The 19809-nt window shown below is 51.0% G+C and carries 17 protein-coding genes and 1 tRNA gene; 4 read left to right on the top strand and 14 right to left on the bottom strand.

Annotated features, from left to right (window positions below; all coding sequences use genetic code 11):
- Positions 1-64: 64 nt before the first annotated feature.
- The 3 genes from M1D70_RS01085 to M1D70_RS01075 all read right to left on the bottom strand — a co-directional run bounded on the left by M1D70_RS01085 (position 65) and on the right by M1D70_RS01075 (position 3589).
- Complete coding sequence (locus M1D70_RS01085; RefSeq protein ID WP_012818437.1) at positions 65-1246, bottom strand: phosphoglycerate kinase; 1182 nt, start codon at positions 1244-1246, stop codon at positions 65-67.
- A gap of 195 nt (positions 1247-1441) precedes the next feature.
- Positions 1442-2446 (bottom strand): type I glyceraldehyde-3-phosphate dehydrogenase, encoded by a 1005-nt coding sequence (gene gap / locus M1D70_RS01080; protein WP_009593640.1) that lies wholly within the window; start codon positions 2444-2446, stop codon positions 1442-1444.
- A 99-nt stretch (positions 2447-2545) separates the two neighbouring features.
- Complete coding sequence (locus M1D70_RS01075) at positions 2546-3589, bottom strand: sugar-binding transcriptional regulator (RefSeq protein ID WP_009593661.1); 1044 nt, start codon at positions 3587-3589, stop codon at positions 2546-2548.
- A gap of 257 nt (positions 3590-3846) precedes the next feature.
- Between M1D70_RS01075 and M1D70_RS01070 the strand changes: the two genes are divergently transcribed.
- A tRNA-Arg gene (locus M1D70_RS01070) sits at positions 3847-3921 on the top strand.
- A 162-nt stretch (positions 3922-4083) separates the two neighbouring features.
- Entirely contained in the window at positions 4084-4680 is a 597-nt protein-coding gene (gene clpP / locus M1D70_RS01065) for an ATP-dependent Clp endopeptidase proteolytic subunit ClpP (RefSeq protein ID WP_009593635.1), read from the top strand.
- A gap of 607 nt (positions 4681-5287) precedes the next feature.
- Here clpP and M1D70_RS01060 read toward each other — a convergent pair.
- From M1D70_RS01060 to M1D70_RS01030, 7 genes are all read right to left on the bottom strand, one after another.
- Positions 5288-6361, bottom strand: a complete 1074-nt coding sequence (locus M1D70_RS01060; RefSeq protein WP_096777145.1) for a PdaC/SigV domain-containing protein — start codon at positions 6359-6361, stop codon at positions 5288-5290.
- Positions 6362-6500: 139 nt separating this feature from the next.
- Positions 6501-6755 (bottom strand): hypothetical protein, encoded by a 255-nt coding sequence (locus tag M1D70_RS01055; RefSeq protein WP_456288888.1) that lies wholly within the window; start codon positions 6753-6755, stop codon positions 6501-6503.
- A gap of 233 nt (positions 6756-6988) precedes the next feature.
- Positions 6989-8041 carry an ABC transporter substrate-binding protein gene (locus tag M1D70_RS01050; protein ID WP_009593633.1) on the bottom strand — a complete coding sequence of 351 codons (1053 nt, stop codon included), beginning with the start codon at positions 8039-8041 and terminating at the stop codon, positions 6989-6991.
- 65 nt (positions 8042-8106) lie between these two features.
- Positions 8107-8868, bottom strand: coding sequence for an ABC transporter permease (locus M1D70_RS01045; RefSeq protein ID WP_175320787.1), 762 nt, complete (start codon positions 8866-8868; stop codon positions 8107-8109).
- A 45-nt stretch (positions 8869-8913) separates the two neighbouring features.
- Positions 8914-9762 carry an ABC transporter permease gene (locus M1D70_RS01040; protein WP_009593648.1) on the bottom strand — a complete coding sequence of 283 codons (849 nt, stop codon included), beginning with the start codon at positions 9760-9762 and terminating at the stop codon, positions 8914-8916.
- Positions 9759-10730, bottom strand: a complete 972-nt coding sequence (locus M1D70_RS01035; RefSeq protein WP_009593655.1) for an ABC transporter ATP-binding protein — start codon at positions 10728-10730, stop codon at positions 9759-9761. Before M1D70_RS01035 ends, M1D70_RS01040 begins: the two co-directional genes overlap by 4 nt.
- A gap of 406 nt (positions 10731-11136) precedes the next feature.
- On the bottom strand, positions 11137-11898 hold the full coding sequence (locus M1D70_RS01030; RefSeq protein WP_009593657.1) for an SIMPL domain-containing protein: 762 nt from the start codon (positions 11896-11898) through the stop codon (positions 11137-11139).
- Positions 11899-12209: 311 nt separating this feature from the next.
- Here M1D70_RS01030 and M1D70_RS01025 point away from each other — a divergent pair, with 311 nt between their 5' ends.
- A complete protein-coding gene (locus M1D70_RS01025) occupies positions 12210-13610 on the top strand; it encodes an amino acid ABC transporter substrate-binding protein/permease (protein WP_456290374.1) in 1401 nt (466 codons plus the stop codon).
- A complete protein-coding gene (locus M1D70_RS01020; protein ID WP_009593636.1) occupies positions 13603-14331 on the top strand; it encodes an amino acid ABC transporter ATP-binding protein in 729 nt (242 codons plus the stop codon). The genes M1D70_RS01025 and M1D70_RS01020 overlap by 8 nt, the downstream gene beginning before the upstream one ends.
- Before the next feature lie 1185 nt (positions 14332-15516).
- Here M1D70_RS01020 and M1D70_RS01015 read toward each other — a convergent pair.
- From M1D70_RS01015 to M1D70_RS01000, 4 genes are all read right to left on the bottom strand, one after another.
- Positions 15517-16596, bottom strand: a complete 1080-nt coding sequence (locus M1D70_RS01015) for a sensor histidine kinase (protein ID WP_456288887.1) — start codon at positions 16594-16596, stop codon at positions 15517-15519.
- A complete protein-coding gene (locus tag M1D70_RS01010; RefSeq protein ID WP_009593667.1) occupies positions 16596-17276 on the bottom strand; it encodes a response regulator transcription factor in 681 nt (226 codons plus the stop codon). The genes M1D70_RS01015 and M1D70_RS01010 overlap by 1 nt, the downstream gene beginning before the upstream one ends.
- Positions 17277-17314: 38 nt before the next feature.
- Complete coding sequence (locus M1D70_RS01005) at positions 17315-19111, bottom strand: ABC transporter ATP-binding protein (RefSeq protein ID WP_456288886.1); 1797 nt, start codon at positions 19109-19111, stop codon at positions 17315-17317.
- A gap of 327 nt (positions 19112-19438) precedes the next feature.
- Positions 19439-19708 (bottom strand): HPr family phosphocarrier protein, encoded by a 270-nt coding sequence (locus M1D70_RS01000; RefSeq protein ID WP_006207570.1) that lies wholly within the window; start codon positions 19706-19708, stop codon positions 19439-19441.
- Between the last annotated feature and the right edge of the window lie 101 nt (positions 19709-19809).

Below are 19809 nucleotides of genomic sequence, written 5' to 3'. Positions count from 1 at the left end.
ATTCCCCCGAAGATTCTCCAGGGTCCAAACTTCATCCACTTGCTATCCAATGCAGTTCCTCAATCTATTTATCGTTCAGTGCCACAACACCAGGAAGTGCTTTGCCTTCCATGAACTCAAGGGATGCACCGCCGCCTGTCGAGATGTGATCCATCTTGTCGGCAAGGCCGAATTTCTCCGCTGCTGCAGCCGAGTCGCCGCCGCCGATAATCGTGTAAGCTTCCGTTTCCGCACAGGCCTGTGCCACTTCACGAGTACCGTTGCTGAACGGAGCGATTTCGAATACGCCCATAGGACCGTTCCACACGACAAGTTTGGAGTTCTTGATCACTTCTGCATACTTGGCGCGAGTCTTAGGACCGATGTCAACGCCTTCCCAATCGGCTGGGATGCCGTCGATATCAACGACCTTGGTATTCGCGTCTGCGCTGAATTCGTCCGTAACGACGATATCTTCCGGCAGGTAGAAGTTTTTGCCCAGCTCTTTGGCTTTTTCGATGAAACCGAGTGCCACATCAAGCTTCTCTTTATCAAGCAGAGATTGACCGATTTCATGGCCTTGAGCTTTGAAGAACGTGTAAGCAAGTCCACCGCCGATGATGACATTGTCAGCAAGCGTAAGCAGGTTGTCGATCACGTCGATTTTGTCCTTAACCTTGGATCCACCGATGATGGCGGTAAAAGGACGGTCCGGATTCGAAAGGGCTTTGCCGAGAACGGACAGCTCTTTCTCCATCAACAATCCCGATACGGCCGGAAGATGATGAGCAATACCCTCTGTCGAAGCGTGCGCACGGTGAGCAGCACCAAACGCGTCGTTCACGAACAGATCGGCCAGCTCAGCGAATTGCTTCGCAAGTTCTGGATCATTCTTCTCTTCACCAGGGTAAAAACGAACATTTTCAAGTACGAGCACATCGCCGTTTTGCAGCTTCTCGACTTGAGCTTTAACGGCTTCTCCTACCGCTTCATCCGCTTTGGCTACCGGTTTGCCGAGCAGTTCCGACAGACGCTGACTTGCCGGAGTCAGGCGCAAAGATTCTACGACCTCTCCTTTGGGACGACCCATGTGGCTGGCCAGGATGACTTTTGCTCCTTGCTCCACCAGATACTTAATCGTCGGCAAAGTCTCGCGAATACGAGTGTCGTCTGTAATTTTACCATCTTCGAGCGGTACATTGAAATCGACGCGGACAAACACCCGTTTGCCGCTTACTTCTACATCACGTACACTTTTCTTGTTCATCTCCACGTTCCTCCTAAGAAAACTATTCTCCTCACCGACAGCATGCAGTTGCTCTCGTATCTCTCTCTATCGTCTAACCAGCGCCCGGATTCTTATCTATTCTTCCCAGTGCTCTGGCATGAAAACAAGGAAAAACCATGAACCAAAGAGGAGACCCGTGAACGGAACTCCTCTTCGATTGAATGGCTAGATCAATTACAGACCTTTGCTTGCGATGTAAGCAGCGAGGTCAACGACACGGTTGGAGTAGCCCCACTCGTTGTCATACCAAGAAACAACTTTCACCATGTTGTCGCCAACTACCATAGTGGAGAGCGAATCGATAGTGGAAGAAGCTGGATCGCCATTGTAGTCGCTGGATACAAGCGGCTCTTCGGAGTAGTTCAAGATGCCTTTCAGCGGGCCTTCAGCAGCTGCTTTCAGAGCTCCGTTTACATCTTCAAGGGTTACGTTTTGGGACAGCTCAACTACGAGGTCCGTTACGGAAACGTTCTTCGTAGGTACACGCATTGCCATACCGTTCAATTTGCCTTTCAATTGTGGCAGAACGAGGCTAACCGCTTTAGCAGCACCTGTTGTGGATGGAATGATGTTTTCAGCAGCTGCACGAGCACGACGCAGGTCTTTGTGCGGAAGATCAAGCACTTGCTGGTCATTCGTGTAGGAGTGAACCGTAGTCATCATGCCTTTAACGATACCGAACTTCTCGTCAAGAACTTTAGCAAAAGGAGCCAAGCAGTTTGTTGTACAAGATGCGTTGGAGATTACAGTATGGTTAGCTGCATCGTATTTGTCTTCGTTAACGCCCATAACGATGGTGATATCTTCGTCAGTAGCTGGAGCGGAGATGATAACTTTCTTAGCGCCGCCTTTCAAGTGAGCGGAAGCTTTGTCTTTCGCCGTGAAAATACCAGTGGATTCTACAACGATTTCAACGCCGTACTCAGCCCAAGGCAATGCTTCAGGGTTACGCTCAGCGAATACTTTCACTTCGCGGCCGTTTACAACGAGTGCGCCTTCTTTAGCTTCAACAGTTGCATTCAGTCTGCCATGAGTCGTGTCATATTTCAAAAGGTGTGCCAGCGTTTTTACGTCCGTCAAATCGTTGATTGCTACGATTTCAACTTCGCTGTTGTTCAGCGCAGCGCGGAATACGTTACGTCCAATACGTCCAAAACCGTTAATACCTACTTTAACCATGAGTAGTTCCCTCCATATTTGTAAAATTTATATATTCAAGATTGGCCGTTAAGCCAATCAAGACAACAATAATGAAAAATCAGTTGTACGCCCGCGGACTCAGATGCCGGCGTCAATTTCCTTCTCGACTTCCAATGCCGCGGCTTCATCCGTAACGAGAATGTCCTCGTGCCCGAATTTCAGCACCGCGTGGATCGCTTTGCCCTTGCCTTGCCCTCCGGCAATGCCGATGATGGTCTCCGTCCGCATAATATCCTCAAGCCGGAGTCCAAGGGTAAGCATTTTGTGGACAACTTCGCCATCTTCGCTGAAATAATAGCCGAAGGATTCCGCGATCGCGCCATCTGCCTGCAAGTTCCGGATAGAGCCTTCATCCAGCTTGCGCCGTCTGGCCATCTCCATGGCATCTCCGATGCCGTGAATAATGACGCGGCTGCGCCTGATCACATCCACGATCTCCTGGATGTGCTGATCCTGAACCAACGATTGATAAGCATCCTCGCTGAGCAGATCCGGTACATGAAGCAATCGGTACTCAGCCCCAACGCGCTTAGCCATTTTGGAAGCAATGGTGTTCGCTTGAATCTCCATGCTCTCCCCGAGGCCGCCTCGCGCCGGCACAAACCAAGTGCTTGTCAACGGTTCTCCGCCAGGCAAAGAGGACATCTGCTCTGCCACTTCGGCGAGCGTGGAGCCGCCTGTAACAGCAATCGTATCTCCATCCTGGACAAAGTTAAGCAGCGTTCTTGCTCCGGCCCGGCCAAGCTCACGTTTGACTTCCGGAGATGACTCGCTGTCACCGGGAATAATGACCACTTTACGAAGCCCGTAAGCCTGACGAATCTTCTCTTCCAGTTCAACCAGTCCGAACAACTCATTCATGACCGGTTCCAACTCCTCCAGCAAGCATATCCCTGAGCCGCTGATCCGCATGCCGAGCGTTTCAATCTCGATCAGCCCTTGCGCTTTCAGAAGATCAGTCTCTGCTCTGAGAACACGCTCGGTCATCGATAGCGATGAAGCCAGTGTTCTTCGGCCAACAATTCCGGACAACTTGATCTGATGAAGGATGGTATACCTTCGTTTAAGAGTGTCCATCAGATCCGGCAGAAGTTGCTCTTGTATTTCTAATAGGTTACGCATGCATTCCACTCCTGCAAACTTCGTCTCGGCTCTCCTACCTGGTCGTAAAATGTCCCAGTTAAACTTTTTAAGTCCCACCCTTATTCTAACCAATAATCATGCCGGTTGCAAGTGTCCGAAAGTATATTTCTCTACCCCAGGCATTCTTATACATTATGGCCAACTACCGGCTCGTCTATATAATAGGAACAAAGTTTTGTCCGCTATTGTATTTTTCAAATAGATGCGGTATAATCAACTTCGTTGCTGATTTTTGTGCGCCCGTGGTCCAATGGATATGACGTAGGCCTCCGGAGCCTGAGATCGAGGTTCGATTCCTCGCGGGCGCGCCATTATAACATTTATTCTCTATACTGATTACCCTAAAGTGCCCATAACGGCTCTTTTTTTTACTCAATAGTTTGACTTTCTTTGACTTTTTGATTTAAATTGTTTATCATGTGGGTAATACGGTAACAGTATTTATATGAGGTACTTAAGAGGAGGTTTTCCACGTGAGTTTTATACCTATGGTCGTTGAACAAAGCAACCGCGGTGAGCGGGCGTACGACATCTATTCCAGATTGCTGAAAGACCGCATTATCTTCCTCGGCTCCGACGTAAATGACGTGGTCGCCAATTCCATCATTGCCCAAATGCTGTTCTTGTCGGCTGAGGATCCCGAGAAGGATATTCATCTTTACATCAACAGCCCTGGCGGTTCCATTACCGCAGGTATGGCGATATTCGATACGATGCAGTTCATCAAACCGGACGTCTCGACGATCTGTGTCGGCATGGCTGCTTCCATGGGCGCATTCCTGCTCAACGCAGGCGCCAAAGGCAAACGCTACGGTCTGCCTAACAGCGAGATCATGATTCACCAGCCGCTCGGCGGCGCACAAGGTCAAGCCACGGATATTGAAATCCGTGCCCGCCGCATTCTGAAAATGCGCGACAAGCTGAACCGCATCCTGTCCGAACGCACCGGCCAACCGCTGGAGCGCATCGAGAAGGATACTGATCGCGACTACTTCATGACGGCTGACGAAGCCAAAGAGTATGGCCTGATCGATCAAGTACTGGAAAACACACCACCGCAAGGCTTATAAAAGAAGAAGTAAAGGGCAGGCGCCGTTATCCGGTGCCTGCCCTTTCTTATCCTCTGAAGGGGAGTTATTGAAAAAGTTCGATTCAAGAGAGTGAGAATATCCCCTTCGGTCGCTGTTGAAATCAGGAAACTGGAATGAATAGATATGGAGGTTTCCCGATTTCAAAGGCGAACGCGTTGCTCCACCAGGGATATTCTCACTGGAGGGGACAACTTTTTCAATAAAACCTAAAGCGGTAAGACTCCCCTCCTAAAAGGCCTGCCTTAACTTGAGGGGAGGGAAAATAAAAGAGTACCACCCTCACTGCTTTCATGTAGGATTTCACCGAACGGCTTGCTTGCCACGGACTACGAACCATTCGTGTACAGGGAGCAGAAACAGTGTGCAAGATGTACAAGACAGGCATGTTGTCATCGAGGCAAGCCTCTCGATAACGCGAAAATCCCCTGACCGCAGGAAGCAGGAGTATACACTCCACGCTCACGTGATCAGGGGACTTTTCACAACTGGTTCCGGCACAGTGTTACATCAGGACAGCATCATGTATCTAGTGAAACTTTATTAATTAATAAATGATTGCAAGTTACACAAATCGCTATCGTAACTCTTACTTCCACTCTTTCAGCTTCAGCTCAAACTCAGGAAATCCATAGGCATAGGCGGTGTACTCATAAAGCTGGAAGTACAGCACCGCCGCGTTATCCTTCACGTAGAAGTCGGCATCGGCAGGCACTCCCTCAAAACCGCCGAGGTAACCTCCCTCTTTCTTCATCTTGCTCAGCACAAGGTTGTTCAGCTTCTGCTTGTTCTTGCCCTGCATGTTGATGAAATCCCCCAGCTTCATTTGCTTGCCGTCCTTCAAGGAGAACGTGAAGCTTTTACGGAAGGTCATGCCATGGGCACCGCCGGTGTACGAATAATCATACGCCGTAATGCTCAGGATGTCGTTCTGGTTGTAATGGACCACGAAGTCACCGCTGAATTCGTAAGGGAAACTGGATTCCGACGGCGGGAATTCCTCGGCGTTTCCTTCCGCACCGGTGATTACGCCGGACGCATTTTCTTTCAACACTTTGTTGATTTCGGCTTGGACCTCCGCATTATCGAGTCCGCTGATTACAGGATAATTCACAACAGCGTCTACGCCCTGAATATTCTTCTTGAGCGCAACCGATTTAATGGTAATGTCATTCAGCTTCTTCTGTGTCATGCTCAGTGTTTTCAAGGAAGGATTCCACTGTCCCTGAACACCCATGTATTCGCTGATCGTTTTGAACGGCAGATACAGACGTCCATTGATGATCTGTCCGCCAGGCTCGCCGGCATACGAACCGTTCACCAGAATGCCGATTTCGCTTGCAGCATACACGGCGGCGCTCAGCTTGTTATAGCCGTTACCCAGTGTATACGTGCGGTTTTTGGAATCATATTTAAGAGGCATCCCCAGACCATCCCGCAAAGCGGTCGCTGGCACATAAGTTACCCCATGCAGCACTAGACCTTTTTGTGACAAGGTTTTGCCGTTCCATTTCAGTACAACTTCATTCTTCGACGTTTTTTGGCTGGCGGAAACGGGTGCCTTAGCGGCGCTTGCATCGATGACCTGTCCGCTCAAACCAAGACTACCAAGCAGGACACTAGTAGCAATTAATGATGCACATACACGAAATTTAGGATTCATATCAGAATTCCACCTTTGTTAAATTAAGTTTCCGTTAGTTGTTAATCTATTACCCTTAATCATTATAAGGAAAGCTTTCAATGTATTGGTAACAAAGTGAATGACAATTTTGACTCCATGCCATAGGACCTATACATTCTCATGATTCTTTCCGGACGAACGCCGCTGCGCTAAGAAACACACCGAACAAGAGAGCACTTGAACCCGCAAGCAGCAATAGTTCACTGCCTTGTACAACGTAAGCAAGAAGAATCAAGCCGATGCCAACGAGTGCACTGTGAATGCTCGTCAGCAGCAGATGCAGCGCGCTTTTCCCGAAAAAATTTAGAAATAAAACAGCCGCGATTCCTGCAACAATCAAAGCAATAAACCCCATGCTCGTCAGATCACTCAAGCTGCTTCTTCCTTTTCGGGATACCCCATTTATAAAAAACGGGTCTAAACGGTATACACCCTCCTTATATATAACAACGAAAGGGATCCTGAAGTTGTGGTGGAATTCCTGAAAATCGGCCAATTCTTCCCACTTCGGGACTAATGTCTCATTCTGCTCTGCAAAAAAAAGAGCCCATCCCCTTAGGGGACAGGCTTCCTTTATTACAAAAATATGAAGAACCGAAGCTTATACTAACGACCGCTCTTCAGTTCGGTCCATAAACGATCATAGACGGAGAGCGAGTCACCGACATTATCAAGCCACTCGGTACGGCCCAGCTCTTCTTCCGTCAGGTTGATCATCGTATTGGCGCGGTATTCCTCGCTATGGAATTCCATCGCTTTGGTGTTCGGATTGCTGTATCCGATAAATTCATAGTTTTTGGCGCTGACTTCAGGCTCCATCATGAAGTTGATGAATTTCTCGGCCAGCTCCTTATTCTTCGCACCTTTAGGAATCGCATAGTTGTCCGAGAATATGGTCGCTCCTTCTTCAGGCACCACGTACGCCACATCCGGATTCTCCGCCGCGATGAACGCCGCGTCTCCGGACCAAACCGTGGCAATCCAGCCTTCCTCCTGAATCATCTTCTGCTTGATATTGTCCGTATCAAACGCAAGGACATTCGGCAGCAGTGTCTTCAGCTCATCGGATGCAGCCGTGATTTCCGCCTCATCCGTGCTGCTGTTGGATTTCCCCTGCTTTTTCAGCGCCATGCCGATCATTTCCCGGTTGTCGTCCAGAAGCAGGACTTTGCCCTTGTATTCCGGATTCCAGAGGTCTTCCCAGCTGTTGATTTCGTCCTTCACATACTTCTTGTTATATGCAATTCCCGTTACGCCGGACGTGTAAACGATCGAATATTTATTGCCCGGGTCATAAGACGGATCTTTGAAAGTATCCGTAATATTGACGAAGTTCGGGATATTATTCATGTCAAGCGGCTCAAGCAGCTCCGATTCAATCATCGTTTTGACCATATAATCGGACGGCTGAATGAGGTCATAACCGCTGCCGCCAGCCTTGATTTTAGCCAGCAGGTCTTCATTGTTCGCGTAGTTGTCGTAGGTTACCTTCACGTCGAACTTCTCCTCAAAGTCCTTCAGCACCTCGGGATCGAAGTTATCCGCCCAGCTGTAAATATGAAGCGTCTCCTTATCCGAGCCGCAGCCGGCCAGCAGTCCTACAGACAATACCGCAACCATGCCTGCCGTCAGCAGGCGGGTCCATCTTGATTTTTTCAATTCAATATCTCCTCTCTTTCCACTTGCATGTTTTCATTTTATTTCGAAAAAAGCGTTTCTATCGCTTAGATCGGTAATGTTTTGTGTTTCTTCTGCCCATTGCCGCGGTTAAGAATATATTGGGCTAACAGGATCAGCGTGATGCTGACCAGTATGAGCAACGTGCACAGCGCGTTGATCTCTGGCGAGATGCCGCGCTTCACCTGAGCGTATATATAGATCGGCAGCGTTGTTGAGCTTGGGCCGGCGACGAAAAAGCTAACCATAAAATCGTCCAGCGACAGCGTGAAAGCAATCAATGCGCCGGAGATAATGCCCGGTGCAATCTGCGGCAGCGTGACGTGCCGGAATGTTTGCCAAGGCGTGGCGCCCAAATCCTGGGCAGCCTCGTCGAGCTGTTTGCCCATCCCCGACAGTCGGGCCGTTACCACAACATACACATACGACAAGCTGAACGTGATATGGGCGATGATCACCGTTGTCTTGCCAAGCGGCATGTTCAGTTGACTGAACAGCACCAGCAGCGACAGCCCCATAATAATATCCGGGATGATGACCGGCAGATACAGCAGGCCATTCATGCCGCTGCGGCCTTTACGCCCCAAATTCCGAAGCGAGAGCGCCGCTGCGGTCCCGAGCAGGGTGGAAACGATCGTCGAGATGACGGCCACCGTCAAACTGTTCATCAGCGCTTCCATCACGTGCCGATTCTGGAATAGCGACACATACCAATCCATCGTAAAGCCTTCCCAATTGCCGCTAAGCCGCGTATCGTTAAAGGAATAGATGATAATCATGACGATGGGTACATAGATGAAAGCCATCATAAGGAAAGAGTGAATCCCGAGCAGCGGGTGATTCTTCTTTTTCACTTATCTCCCCTCCCCTACGCGTTGATGGCGGGCTTGCATCGCCCGGTTAAAGAGCAGGATCAGCACCAGGGACGTAATCACAAAAATAACCGATAACGCCGCTCCAAAGGGCCAGTTGCGCGCACCCAGGAACTGCTGCTGAATGATATTGCTGATCATGGAGGACTTGGCGCCTCCCAATATATCCGTAACGACAAACATCCCCGAAGTCGATACATAGACCAGAACCGCACCCGTCATGATGCCAGACTTGCTCTGAGGCAAGGTAATATGACGGAATGCCTTCCATCTGGAAGCGCCCAGATCGCTAGCCGCATCCAGCAGACGTTTGTCCATCTGCTCCAAGGCCACGTAAATCGGCAGCACCATGAACGGAATGAAGTTATACACCATCCCGAGCAGTACGGCGCCGTACGTATACAGCATCTGAATCGGCTCGTCGATCCATCCCGCCCACAGCAGCAGGCTGTTTACCACGCCTTGCGTCCGGAGCAGCAGAACCCACGCATAGGTTCGAATCAAAAAGTTGATCCAGAACGGAACCGTGATCAGAATCAATCCCCAGGTTTGGATACGCGGGGAAGCGTTGGCTATATAATAGGCCAAAGGATAGCTGACTAACAAGCAGATCACCGTAGTCAGCAGCGACAGTACCAAGGTATCCCAGTAGATGCCCAAATATAATGGATCAAAAAAAGTCTTGTATCCTTCCAGACTGAAGGAAAACACGACATTCCCGAGCGAATCCCGCGAGAGAAAGGAAATGCCGACCACGATCAGCATCGGAACGATCAGGAACAGGGATAACCACAGCAGCACCGGAGTCAACAGGAACCTTGATTTCCTCATGGTCCGATGATCACCTCATCCTTGGCGTTCCAGTTCACCCCAACCCGTTCGCCAACCTCCCACGGATGGTCATCCGAGATATCGAGGGCAATCGTGACCTTCATCGGCTCATCGTCCAATTGGACCAGCAGCTTATGAACGCTGCCGAGGTACTGCACATCCTCAATCACGCCGCTCTTCTTGGCACCCGATTCCCGCTGGGGAATGAGTTTCTCCGGCCGTACGGCAAAAAGCCCCTCAGGCGAGGAGAAGACGTTATTCTCCCCTACAAACGTGGCGGCAAACAGCGTTTGCGGTCTCGCATAGATCTCGCGCGGCGTGCCGATTTGCTCTACCCGTCCATGGTTCATGATGACGATCCGGTCGGACAGCATCATGGCTTCCTCTTGGTCGTGCGTTACATATACAAACGTTATCCCGAGCGTCCGCTGCAAATGCTTGAGCTCGGACTGCAGGTTCTTCCGCAGCTGCAAATCCAGCGCGCCGAGCGGTTCATCCAGCAGCAGCACCTTCGGCTTGTTGGCGATGGCGCGCGCAATGGCCACGCGCTGCTGCTGTCCGCCGGACAACTGGTGCGGGAAGCGTTCCCGCAAGGCGGTCAGCTGCGTCATCGCGACAGCCTCGTCCACGCGCTCCTTGATGAGCTGACGCGGCATTTTTTTCATTTTCAGTCCAAAAGCGATATTGTCTTCTACGGTCATATGCGGAAACAGAGCATAGTGTTGGAATACCAAATTCAAATCCCGCTTGTTCGCAGGCATATCCGTCACATTCTGACCCGCCAGCCATACCTGTCCTTCGGTCGGCTGCTCGAATCCTGCTATCATTCGGAGAATCGTCGTTTTGCCGCAGCCGCTGGGGCCCAGCAAAGTCAGGAATTCCCCTTCTTTAATGGAGAGCGACAGCGGATGCACGACCGCTTGTCCCTGAAAATGCTTCTCGATCTGGACAAGTTCAATCACATGCATCAACCCCTTCTTCAAAATGTGACCTGTTCGTTCCATGTGTACATCCTATTACCAGTATGCACAAAAACGTTCTCCACTAAGAAGAAACGGTCCTACTGCCTGTTGTGCTCAGGTTGGCAGAATCCGTTTCTTAAGGGTGGAGGCGGTTAGAAGTCTCTACTAAGAAAAAAAAGCCATATCCATGGGTATGGCTTTAAACGTTAGATCAAAGTTCAGTTTTTCGCATATTCACTATACCTCGTTTTCCCCCTATACACAACACTTTTCTGAGTATTTCGACAGGGGAAGGGCCGGATATGGCACCGGAAAATGGTATTTCATTTTTTAAATGACATGCGAAAAAACCGTTCACCCGATAAAGACCGGAATGAACGGTTTTCTCGCATGCTGCGTCGATTACAGCGAACTACTTCAGCTGGTATTGCACGTACAGCTGTGTCGTGATTTTGATCTCGCCCGGCTTCACAGAGGTGTTTGCGCCCGCGTCCGCTGCCGTGGACTGAGCCTCCATTGCCATTTTTTGGAGGCCATAGATGGTATCTACGCCAACGGAACCTTCCACAATGTTCAGCACGATACCGAGCTGACGCTTGGACGCCTTTGCCATCGCTTGTGCCTTCAGGTCTGCATTCGCCATCGCCTTATCAATCACTTGAGCCTCGAACGCATCGCGGTTCTCAACCGAGAAACGGGCGTTGCCAATGGAATTGGCGCCGGCTTCGGATGCTGCATCGAGCAGATCCCCGACCTTGCTCAGATCGCGAAGCGTAACTTCCAGGGAATGATAGGCGGTGTAATTTTTCACTTTACGTCCATTCTCATCGGAGTACGTATAGTTAGGCTGTACGTAGAACTGCTCGGTTTTGATATCCTTGTCGTCGATCTTCCAGGTTTCCTTCAACAGCTTCGTAATCTTATCCATTTTCAGCGCATTGCTCTTCTGTGCGGATTTTGCGGTTTCCGCATATGATTCTGCCCCGATGGAAAGATAAACGATATCTGGCTTCACCGAGATCTCGCCTTTACCAAGTACGGTAAGAAGGTTTTGCTGTGCTGCCTCCGCCGCGTGCACCTCGGTTGCTCCGCTCAACCCGACCCAAGCCGTGCTGCCAGTCAGCAGTGCGCCTGCAATCATGATAGAACCTACTTGTTTGACCCATCTTTTCATCTTTGTCAGCCTCCTTCAATATTGGCATCGCTGCCATGCTTGCCTTACCCTTCTAACGTGAGGGCATTGGTAAATGTTGCATCCGAATCGGAGCGTTTTGATATTTTTCTTGTAATAATTTTTTTACGCCCAATTCATTGGTATTTCTAGGCATGATTGGCTATTTAGCCAAATAAGATACCGAATGAAGCCGGAAGCTGCTGTTTAACATGGAAGCCTTAATGGGTAACTAACTTACACGGTGTTAAGAACAGGAGGTCATTATGAAATCATTGCGTGTATTCTACGTGTTCATGTCACTGCTGCTCCTCATGGCCGTTGGCGTTCCCTATGGGACGGTAAGCGCGGCGGGAGAGCCAGCCTCCGGCAAAACCTATCAGATCGGAACGGACGTTACGTTTGCCCCGTTTGAATTCCAGGATGCGAGCGGCAAATTTGTCGGCATCGATATGGATCTCCTGGATGCGATCGCGAAAGACCAGAACTTCAAATACGAGATCAAGCCGCTCGGCTTCAATGCGGCGGTTCAGGCACTGGAAGCCAATCAGGTCGACGGCGTCATTGCCGGCATGAGTATCACGGATGAACGGAAGCAGAAATTCGATTTTTCCGACCCCTATTTTGATTCGGGCGTTGTCATGGCCATCCGCCAGGACCAGGAATCCATCAAATCCTATGAGGATTTAAAAGGGAAAAAGGTTGCCGTCAAAACCGGTACGGAGGGTTACAGCTTCGCGGAATCCATATCCTCCAAGTACGGCTTCACCATCGTGCCTTTTGACGATTCCGCCCAAATGTATGACGATGTCAAAACCGGCAATTCCGTTGCCTGCTTTGACGATTTTCCCGTCCTCGCTTATGGAGTGGAACAGAACAACGGACTGAAGATCGTTACGGAGATGGAACCCGGTGCCTCCTACGGATTCGCCGTTAGCAAGGGACGGAACCAGGAGCTTCTGGAGAAGTTCAACGCCGGCTTGGTGAATCTGAAGGCAAGTGGAGAGTACGATCGCATTAAGGAAAAATATATCGGGGAGAATGCCGTAAGCGCGGCGAATCAAAGCCGCTGGGGATTGATCGTGGAGTCGCTGCCTTCCCTGCTGAAGGGCCTTGGCAATACGCTGCTGCTGACCATCGTGTCGCTGTTTTTTGCGTTTTTCTTAGGGCTGATCTTCGGTTTCATGAAAGTCGGCCGCAATCGATGGCTCCGGGGCATCGCTACCGTATTCGTAGACATCTTCCGCGGCATACCGCTGCTGGTGCTTGCCTTCTTCATCTACTTCGGCATTCCGCAGGCGTTCGGCTTTACGATGTCGCCGATCGTCGCAGCGGTCCTGACGCTGAGCTTGAATGCCGGCGCTTATGTCACGGAGATTATTCGCGGCGGCATTCAATCCATTGACCCCGGGCAGCTGGAGGCGGCCCGCTCACTCGGACTGCCATACCGCAAAGCCATGATGAAAATCATCATTCCGCAGGCGATCAAAGTGATGATTCCGACCTTTATTAACCAGCTGGTGATCACGCTGAAGGATACGTCCATCCTGTCGGTGATCGGTCTGGTCGAGCTGACCCAATCCGGAAAGATCATCATTGCGAGAACGTTCGCCTCGTTTGATATCTGGCTCGTGGTGGCCATCATGTATCTGGTCGTGATCACAATTCTGACGAAAATTTCGGACCGTCTGGAAAGGAAGGTGCGTCATGGATAAAATCCGCATAGAAGGACTGAAGAAGAGCTTTGGCACGAACGAGGTACTGAAGGGAATCGATATGCAAGTCCAGGAAGGCGAGGTTGTCTGCGTAATCGGGCCATCGGGCTCGGGCAAAAGCACCTTTCTGCGCTGCATCAACCGGCTGGAGGAAATTACGGCTGGCAGGGTCTTCGTCCATGATCAGGATATCAATGACCCTAAAACGAACATCAATAAGGCGCGCGAGAACATCGGCATGGTGTTCCAGCATTTTAATCTCTTTCCGCACTTCAACGTGCTGAAGAACATTACCTTCGCCCCAGTCGAGCTGGGCAAGCAAAACGCCGCCGAGGCACGTGCCACGGCGCTGAAGCTGCTAGACCGAGTAGGCCTCTCCGATAAGGCTGACGCTTTCCCTAGCCAGCTGTCAGGCGGCCAGAAGCAGCGCGTAGCGATCGCCCGGGCTTTGGCGATGAATCCCGACATCATGCTGTTCGACGAGCCGACCTCGGCGCTGGACCCGGAGATGGTCGGCGAGGTGCTCGGCGTCATGAAGGACCTGGCACGCGAGGGCATGACGATGATGATCGTCACGCATGAGATGGGTTTTGCCCGCGAGGTTGCGGACCGGGTCATCTTCATGGACGGCGGGTATATCGTAGAGGAAGGTCCGCCGGAAGAGGTGTTCGGCAGCCCGAAACATGAGCGGACGATCAGCTTTCTGGAGAAGGTGCTGTAACGGTGCAGCTGAACCAGCTTCACCGATCTGTTGCCGTGCGGCTGCATACACCGTGCCTACTACACCTGTGCCGCACGGTGAGTGGCCTCGGAGTGTGCTTGGATGGCTGTCGGCATTTCAAAGAAGCAACCTATGGTCCGGCTGGACCGTTAGAGTGAACCCGCCTGTTATCATCACGGCTACGGCATCTGCATGTTATCGTGTGGCTATGGAATGACATCTGCTTGTTATCGTACACTATGGAATGACATCTGCATGTTATCATTTGGAGCCCACTCGATGGTTATACGATGGCTGCATCCTGCTTTAATGCAGCTAACGGACCGAGAGGACCTTATTCGAGGGAAAATAGGGACTTTTCGAAAATGACCGGACCGAGGATCCGTTATTCCTTCAAAAAGGCGGCATTTGCCTATACAAATTCTTGAATAACGGATCTAGTGTCCGCTATTTCCAAATATGGCCGTGATTTTGGCAAATAAGGTCTATGGTGTCCGATAAATTCCCGAGATTGCCAGGAAAAGCTATATTGCTCTCGTATCATCCCTGTAATGCCTTGGATCACTTGTTGCTTGAGTTGCTTGAGTTGGTTGACTTACTTGTAATGTCTGAATTACTTGTATTACTGGTTTGGCTTATATCGCTTGTTTCTTATATTGCGTGTAATGCTTGTATTGCGTGTACTCCTTATAATGCTTGAGTCACTTTCATTACTTGAATAGCTTGCCCTACCTGTTTTTTTGTATTGCTTGCATTAATTGCTTTTGGTAGGCTTGACTTCCTGTATTCCTATTAATGTTTGAATTGCTCATACGGCTCATATGACTTGTATTGCTACTGCTTGTACGAACGCCTGCTATTTGCACTGTTTTAGCTAATCACATACTCTCCCCGTCAGCGGAAAGCTTGTACATATCGCATCACGTATAACTCAATAAGGAGTAAGGACTTGTTGTCCTTACTCCTTATTGATGGCCTACGACCCGTCCCCTACTAAAAGTGCCCGGATGCCAGCCATATTTCCACGCAGTGACCACCTTTGCTCAGAAAAGACAAATCACTCCCGTTCCATGCCCTCCCCAGTTCCTGAAAGAGAGCAGCAACCATCACCGATTTTCTATGTTATCCAAGCTCGCTCCAGCTGCCTCAAACTTTATATAAATCCAAGCACCAAGCCGCACACGATCACTGCTTCGTTTCACCGGAACTCTTGTATGGCACCACCACGGTAAATGCCGATCCCTTCCCCGGCTCCGATTGGACCGTTATTCTCCCTTGGTGGATATCCACGATCCGCTTCACGATCGACAACCCAAGCCCGCTGCCGCCAGCCGCGCGATTACGCGATTTGTCCGCTTTGTAGAAGCGCTCGAAGATATGCAGCTGATCGGAGTCCGACATCCCGACCCCCGTATCGGTCATGGTAACCTCGGCTCCGTCTTCCCCTGCCTTCAGCACGATGGTGATCATGCCGTCCTCGGGCGTGAACTTGATGCTGTTGTGCAGCAAGTTGGTCCATACTTGACTCAGCAGATCCTCCGTCGCCTCAATCTCGACCTCGGCGAGATCGAGATCCACCTGAATTCGCTTCGCCAGCCACTGCGGCTCATGCGCCAAGACGACCGCGCGCAGCTGCCCGTCGAGCCGGTAACGGGCCCTTTCGAAGGCAGGCTGATCGCCTTCCAGAGACGACAGCTTCAACAGATTGTCACTCAGCTGCGACAAACGGCGGCCCTCTCCCTCGATGATCTCCAGGTAACGGGCTCTCTTCTCCTCGGTGAGACGTGGATTTCGGAGCGCCCTTGCGAACCCCCGAATCGAAGTGAGCGGGGATTGGATTTCATGGGATACGTTGGAAATGAAATCCTGCCGCATCGTCTCCATGCGCCCCAGCTCGCCGGCCATGTCGTTAATGCCGGAAGCAATCATCCTGAACTCCCCGCGCCATTGGTGTTCATCCATCTTCACACTGAAATCCCCTTGGGAGATCCGGCGCATGGCATCCGTTATGGAATTCAGCATGGCCATTTGCCTGTGCTTGAAGAACATCCCTACGACCAGCATGCACAGGAAGAAAATGATGACGCCGACAAACAAGTCGATCAACTGGACAGCATAATCCCATGGCGGCGTTCCCGTCCAGTTGTAAACAAACCGCGTCACGTAGGTCGCCGCCGTCCATGACGCTCCCAAGACCGCGAAGATCAGGATGGTCTGAATCGTTTCCCGAACGATTTTCCACAAGATTTTGAGCGGTCTCCTCATCAGCCCTCACCTGCCTCCAGTCGATACCCCAGGCCGCGTACCGTTCGAATCCTGAACCGGTACTTCTCCTCCGGGAACCGTTCCCGCAGCCGATTCACGTGAACGTCCAGCGTGCGTTCGTTCCCTTCAAAGTCATATCCCCATATCTCTTCGATCAGCCGGTCGCGCGGCAACGTGCTCCCCGGGTAACTGGCCAGCTTGAAGAGCAGCTCGAACTCCTTCAGCGGCAGGGTAAAGACCTCTTCGCCCGCCTTGACCTCATAGGTTCTGCGGTTCATCTGCAGCTTGCCGATGGTCACCGTCTGCGATGCGGCTACCTGATACCGCTTCAGCAGCGCTTTGACGCGAACGACGAGCTCCGCGGGCTCGAAGGGCTTCACCAGATAATCGTCGGTGCCCAGCTCAAAGCCCTTTACGATCTGTCTCGTTTCCCCTTTGGCCGTCAGCATCAGCACCGGAATGCCGGTATTCCTCCGAATCTCCCGGCAGAGCTCCCATCCATCCATATTGGGCATCATGATATCCATCACGACCAGATCGACCGAAACTTGCTCCATCACGGACAGGGCCTCGACGCCATCCGAGGCCTCCATCACCTCTTCCATCCCCGCCTCCTCCAGGAACACCTTGATGAGTTCGCGGATGTTCGGATCGTCGTCCACAACCAATATTTTTGCCATGATGGCCCCCCTTCCTTCTATGGCTCTACATGCTGCTTTTAAGCTTCGATTGCCTCATTCATCTGCAGCTGCTGAACGGCAAACTCCCTGTACATATCATGCTGCCCGATCAATTCATCATGCGTTCCCCGGCCGGTCACCGTTCCTTTTTCTATAAATATGATCTGATCGGCCCCCACCACCGTGGATAACCGGTGCGCGATAATAATCGTCGTCCGTCCAGCCATGAGGTTCTTGAGCGCCTTCTGCACCTCGATCTCGGAACGGCTGTCCAGACTGGAGGTGGCTTCGTCCAGCATCAGGATCTTGGGATCCCGCAGCAGAGCCCTGGCGATGGCAATCCGCTGCCGCTGTCCGCCCGAGAGCTTCACGCCCCGTTCGCCCACATCCGTATCAAAGCCGCTTGGCAGCTCATCAATAAATCCATCGGCATACGCCATTTCTGCCGCTCTTCGGAGCTCAGCGTCACTCACTTCCCGGTCCATTCCGTAACATAAGTTGTCGCGTATGGTTCCGGCAATCATCGGACTTTCCTGCGATACATAGCCGATCAATCCGCGCCAGGAGCGTAAGGAGAAGGTATCTATGGGCGTCTTGCCCAAGCGGATCTGTCCCTTCTGTGGCAGGTAGAAGCGCTCCAGCATGGAGAACAGCGTCGTTTTCCCTCCGCCGCTCGGCCCGACCACGGCCGTGACCGTCCCCGGCTCCATCTGAAAGCTGATATCATGCAGCACAAGCTCATCGGGCTTATACCCGAACGAAAGGTTCTCGATCGACACCCGCTGGTTGGCATCCGCCACCTCGTCACCGGCCGTAATGGATTCTTCGTCTGCATCCAGGGTTTCCAATATTCGCTCCGTCGCTCCCTTCGCCTTCTGCAGCTGGGTAAAAAACGTCGTTAATTGCGTCATCGGCATGACGATCTGAATCAGGTACAGGATGAACGCAACCAGTTCTCCCGCGGTCAGTGCTCCGGTGGATACCTGTAGTCCGCCATACCCGATCACCACCACCAGCAGCATCATCAGCACAAAAGACATCAGCGGTGCGATCCAGGCAGAGACTACGCCTTCCTTGATACCGAAATTCAGCAGGTTGGTGATGCCTTTGTTCCCGTTCTCATACTCTCTATTCTCCGCATTAGAGGCTTTAACCAGCCGAATTTCCGACAGCACCTGGCTGATATTCGCCGTAAACGACGCCGTCTCGTCCTGCATGCCCAGCGATATTTTGTACATCTTCCTGCCGAGCGGGACAAGGATCAGCGCCGCTATCGGAATGACGATAAACATCGTCAGCGTCATTTTCCAGTTTAGATAAAGGAGCACCCCAATGGAACCCACAATGGAGATAATCCCGCTGAAGAATCCGGCCACATGGTCTGATATGAGGCTTTTGATCACTCCTGTATCATTCGTCATCCGGCTGACCGACTCCCCCGACCGGTTATGATCGAAATAGCGGATCGGCAGCACAAGCAGCTTTTTCCACAGCCGCTCCCTCAGGGCAGCCACCATCTTTTGTCCCGTATAGCTTAACAGAAAAATCGAGACCCCGGCAGCAATCGTCTGCACCACAAACGCGATGCCGAGCCCAATGATATGGGACCGATTCATATCCGTCAGCGAGAAGCCATCCACCAGGCTCTTCGTAAACATCGGTATGACAAGCCCGACCAAGGTTGAGATCACATTCAGCAGGATCGCCCCGATCAGCAGCAGCATCGGCGGTTTCGTTTCCTTCAATAACCGGAAGAACGCCTGGGAACCTGCCTTCTTGCTCCCGGCCTGTTCTTCGCGCGTGATTTCCTGTACAGCAGTACCCGTTGAACTCATTGTATTCCCTTCCCTTCCCATCCCTTTATATTGTCTGTAAGAAGAGAATATATCAGCAAGTTAAACTGAAGTTAAACGAAGGCTTACGATTCGGAAAACAACGCAAAATAACCCCACCAAGTGGAGCTTATGCTTCGATGCTTATTCCCAATGCTTTGACGGCGACCCAAAAACGGATTTAAAAAAGGACGGATGTCTCCGCCCCTTCTCTTCCATCCATTCTTATGTACGCGACAAACAGCGAGAATCCAAAGGCAGCGCCTTCGCCTGATAGCAAAAAAAGCCTTGCTGTAACAAGACTTTTCTTAAACTTGAATCACGGTTACCCTATTGGTTCTCGAGTTCCTCTTTGCTCACCAAGTTCACGAGTGAAGTAACCGCTTGCTCAGCGTCAGCTCCCTCAGCACTAATGTAAACTTCCGTTCCTGAGCTGATCGCAAGGCTCATAATTCCCATGATACTTTTGGCATTTACTTTTTTATCATCTTTTTCAACAAAAATTTCAGATGAGTATTTATTCGCTTCCTGAACGAACAGCGCGGCCGGTCTGGCGTGAAGACCCGTCTTTAACCGAACGACTACCGGGTGCTTTGTCATGAAAATTACCCCCTATCTAATAAATCTGCTGCATTGAAAGCGCGATTGACATTTTATAATATTATACCATTTTACCATACAGGACACTAGAAGAAAAAATC

The sequence above is a fragment of the Paenibacillus sp. AK002 genome, from assembly GCF_053903045.1.
This window is presented reverse-complemented; position numbering and strand designations above follow the sequence as displayed.

Bases quoted from the DNA above. Each gene is read 5' to 3' on its own strand.
- gap (WP_009593640.1), bottom strand. From the start codon at position 2,446: ATGGTTAAAGTAGGTATTAACGGTTTTGGACGTATTGGACGTAACGTA.
- M1D70_RS01075 (WP_009593661.1), bottom strand. From the start codon at position 3,589: ATGCGTAACCTATTAGAAATACAAGAGCAACTTCTGCCGGATCTGATG.
- M1D70_RS01010 (WP_009593667.1), bottom strand. From the start codon at position 17,276: ATGGCAAAAATATTGGTTGTGGACGACGATCCGAACATCCGCGAACTC.
- M1D70_RS01025 (WP_456290374.1), top strand. From the start codon at position 12,210: ATGGCCGTTGGCGTTCCCTATGGGACGGTAAGCGCGGCGGGAGAGCCA.
- M1D70_RS01000 (WP_006207570.1), bottom strand. From the start codon at position 19,708: ATGACAAAGCACCCGGTAGTCGTTCGGTTAAAGACGGGTCTTCACGCC.
- M1D70_RS01035 (WP_009593655.1), bottom strand. From the start codon at position 10,730: ATGCATGTGATTGAACTTGTCCAGATCGAGAAGCATTTTCAGGGACAA.
- M1D70_RS01020 (WP_009593636.1), top strand. From the start codon at position 13,603: ATGGATAAAATCCGCATAGAAGGACTGAAGAAGAGCTTTGGCACGAAC.
- M1D70_RS01060 (WP_096777145.1), bottom strand. From the start codon at position 6,361: ATGAATCCTAAATTTCGTGTATGTGCATCATTAATTGCTACTAGTGTC.
- M1D70_RS01040 (WP_009593648.1), bottom strand. From the start codon at position 9,762: ATGAGGAAATCAAGGTTCCTGTTGACTCCGGTGCTGCTGTGGTTATCC.
- M1D70_RS01015 (WP_456288887.1), bottom strand. From the start codon at position 16,596: ATGAGGAGACCGCTCAAAATCTTGTGGAAAATCGTTCGGGAAACGATT.
- M1D70_RS01005 (WP_456288886.1), bottom strand. From the start codon at position 19,111: ATGAGTTCAACGGGTACTGCTGTACAGGAAATCACGCGCGAAGAACAG.
- M1D70_RS01045 (WP_175320787.1), bottom strand. From the start codon at position 8,868: ATGATGGCTTTCATCTATGTACCCATCGTCATGATTATCATCTATTCC.
- M1D70_RS01085 (WP_012818437.1), bottom strand. From the start codon at position 1,246: ATGAACAAGAAAAGTGTACGTGATGTAGAAGTAAGCGGCAAACGGGTG.
- M1D70_RS01030 (WP_009593657.1), bottom strand. From the start codon at position 11,898: ATGAAAAGATGGGTCAAACAAGTAGGTTCTATCATGATTGCAGGCGCA.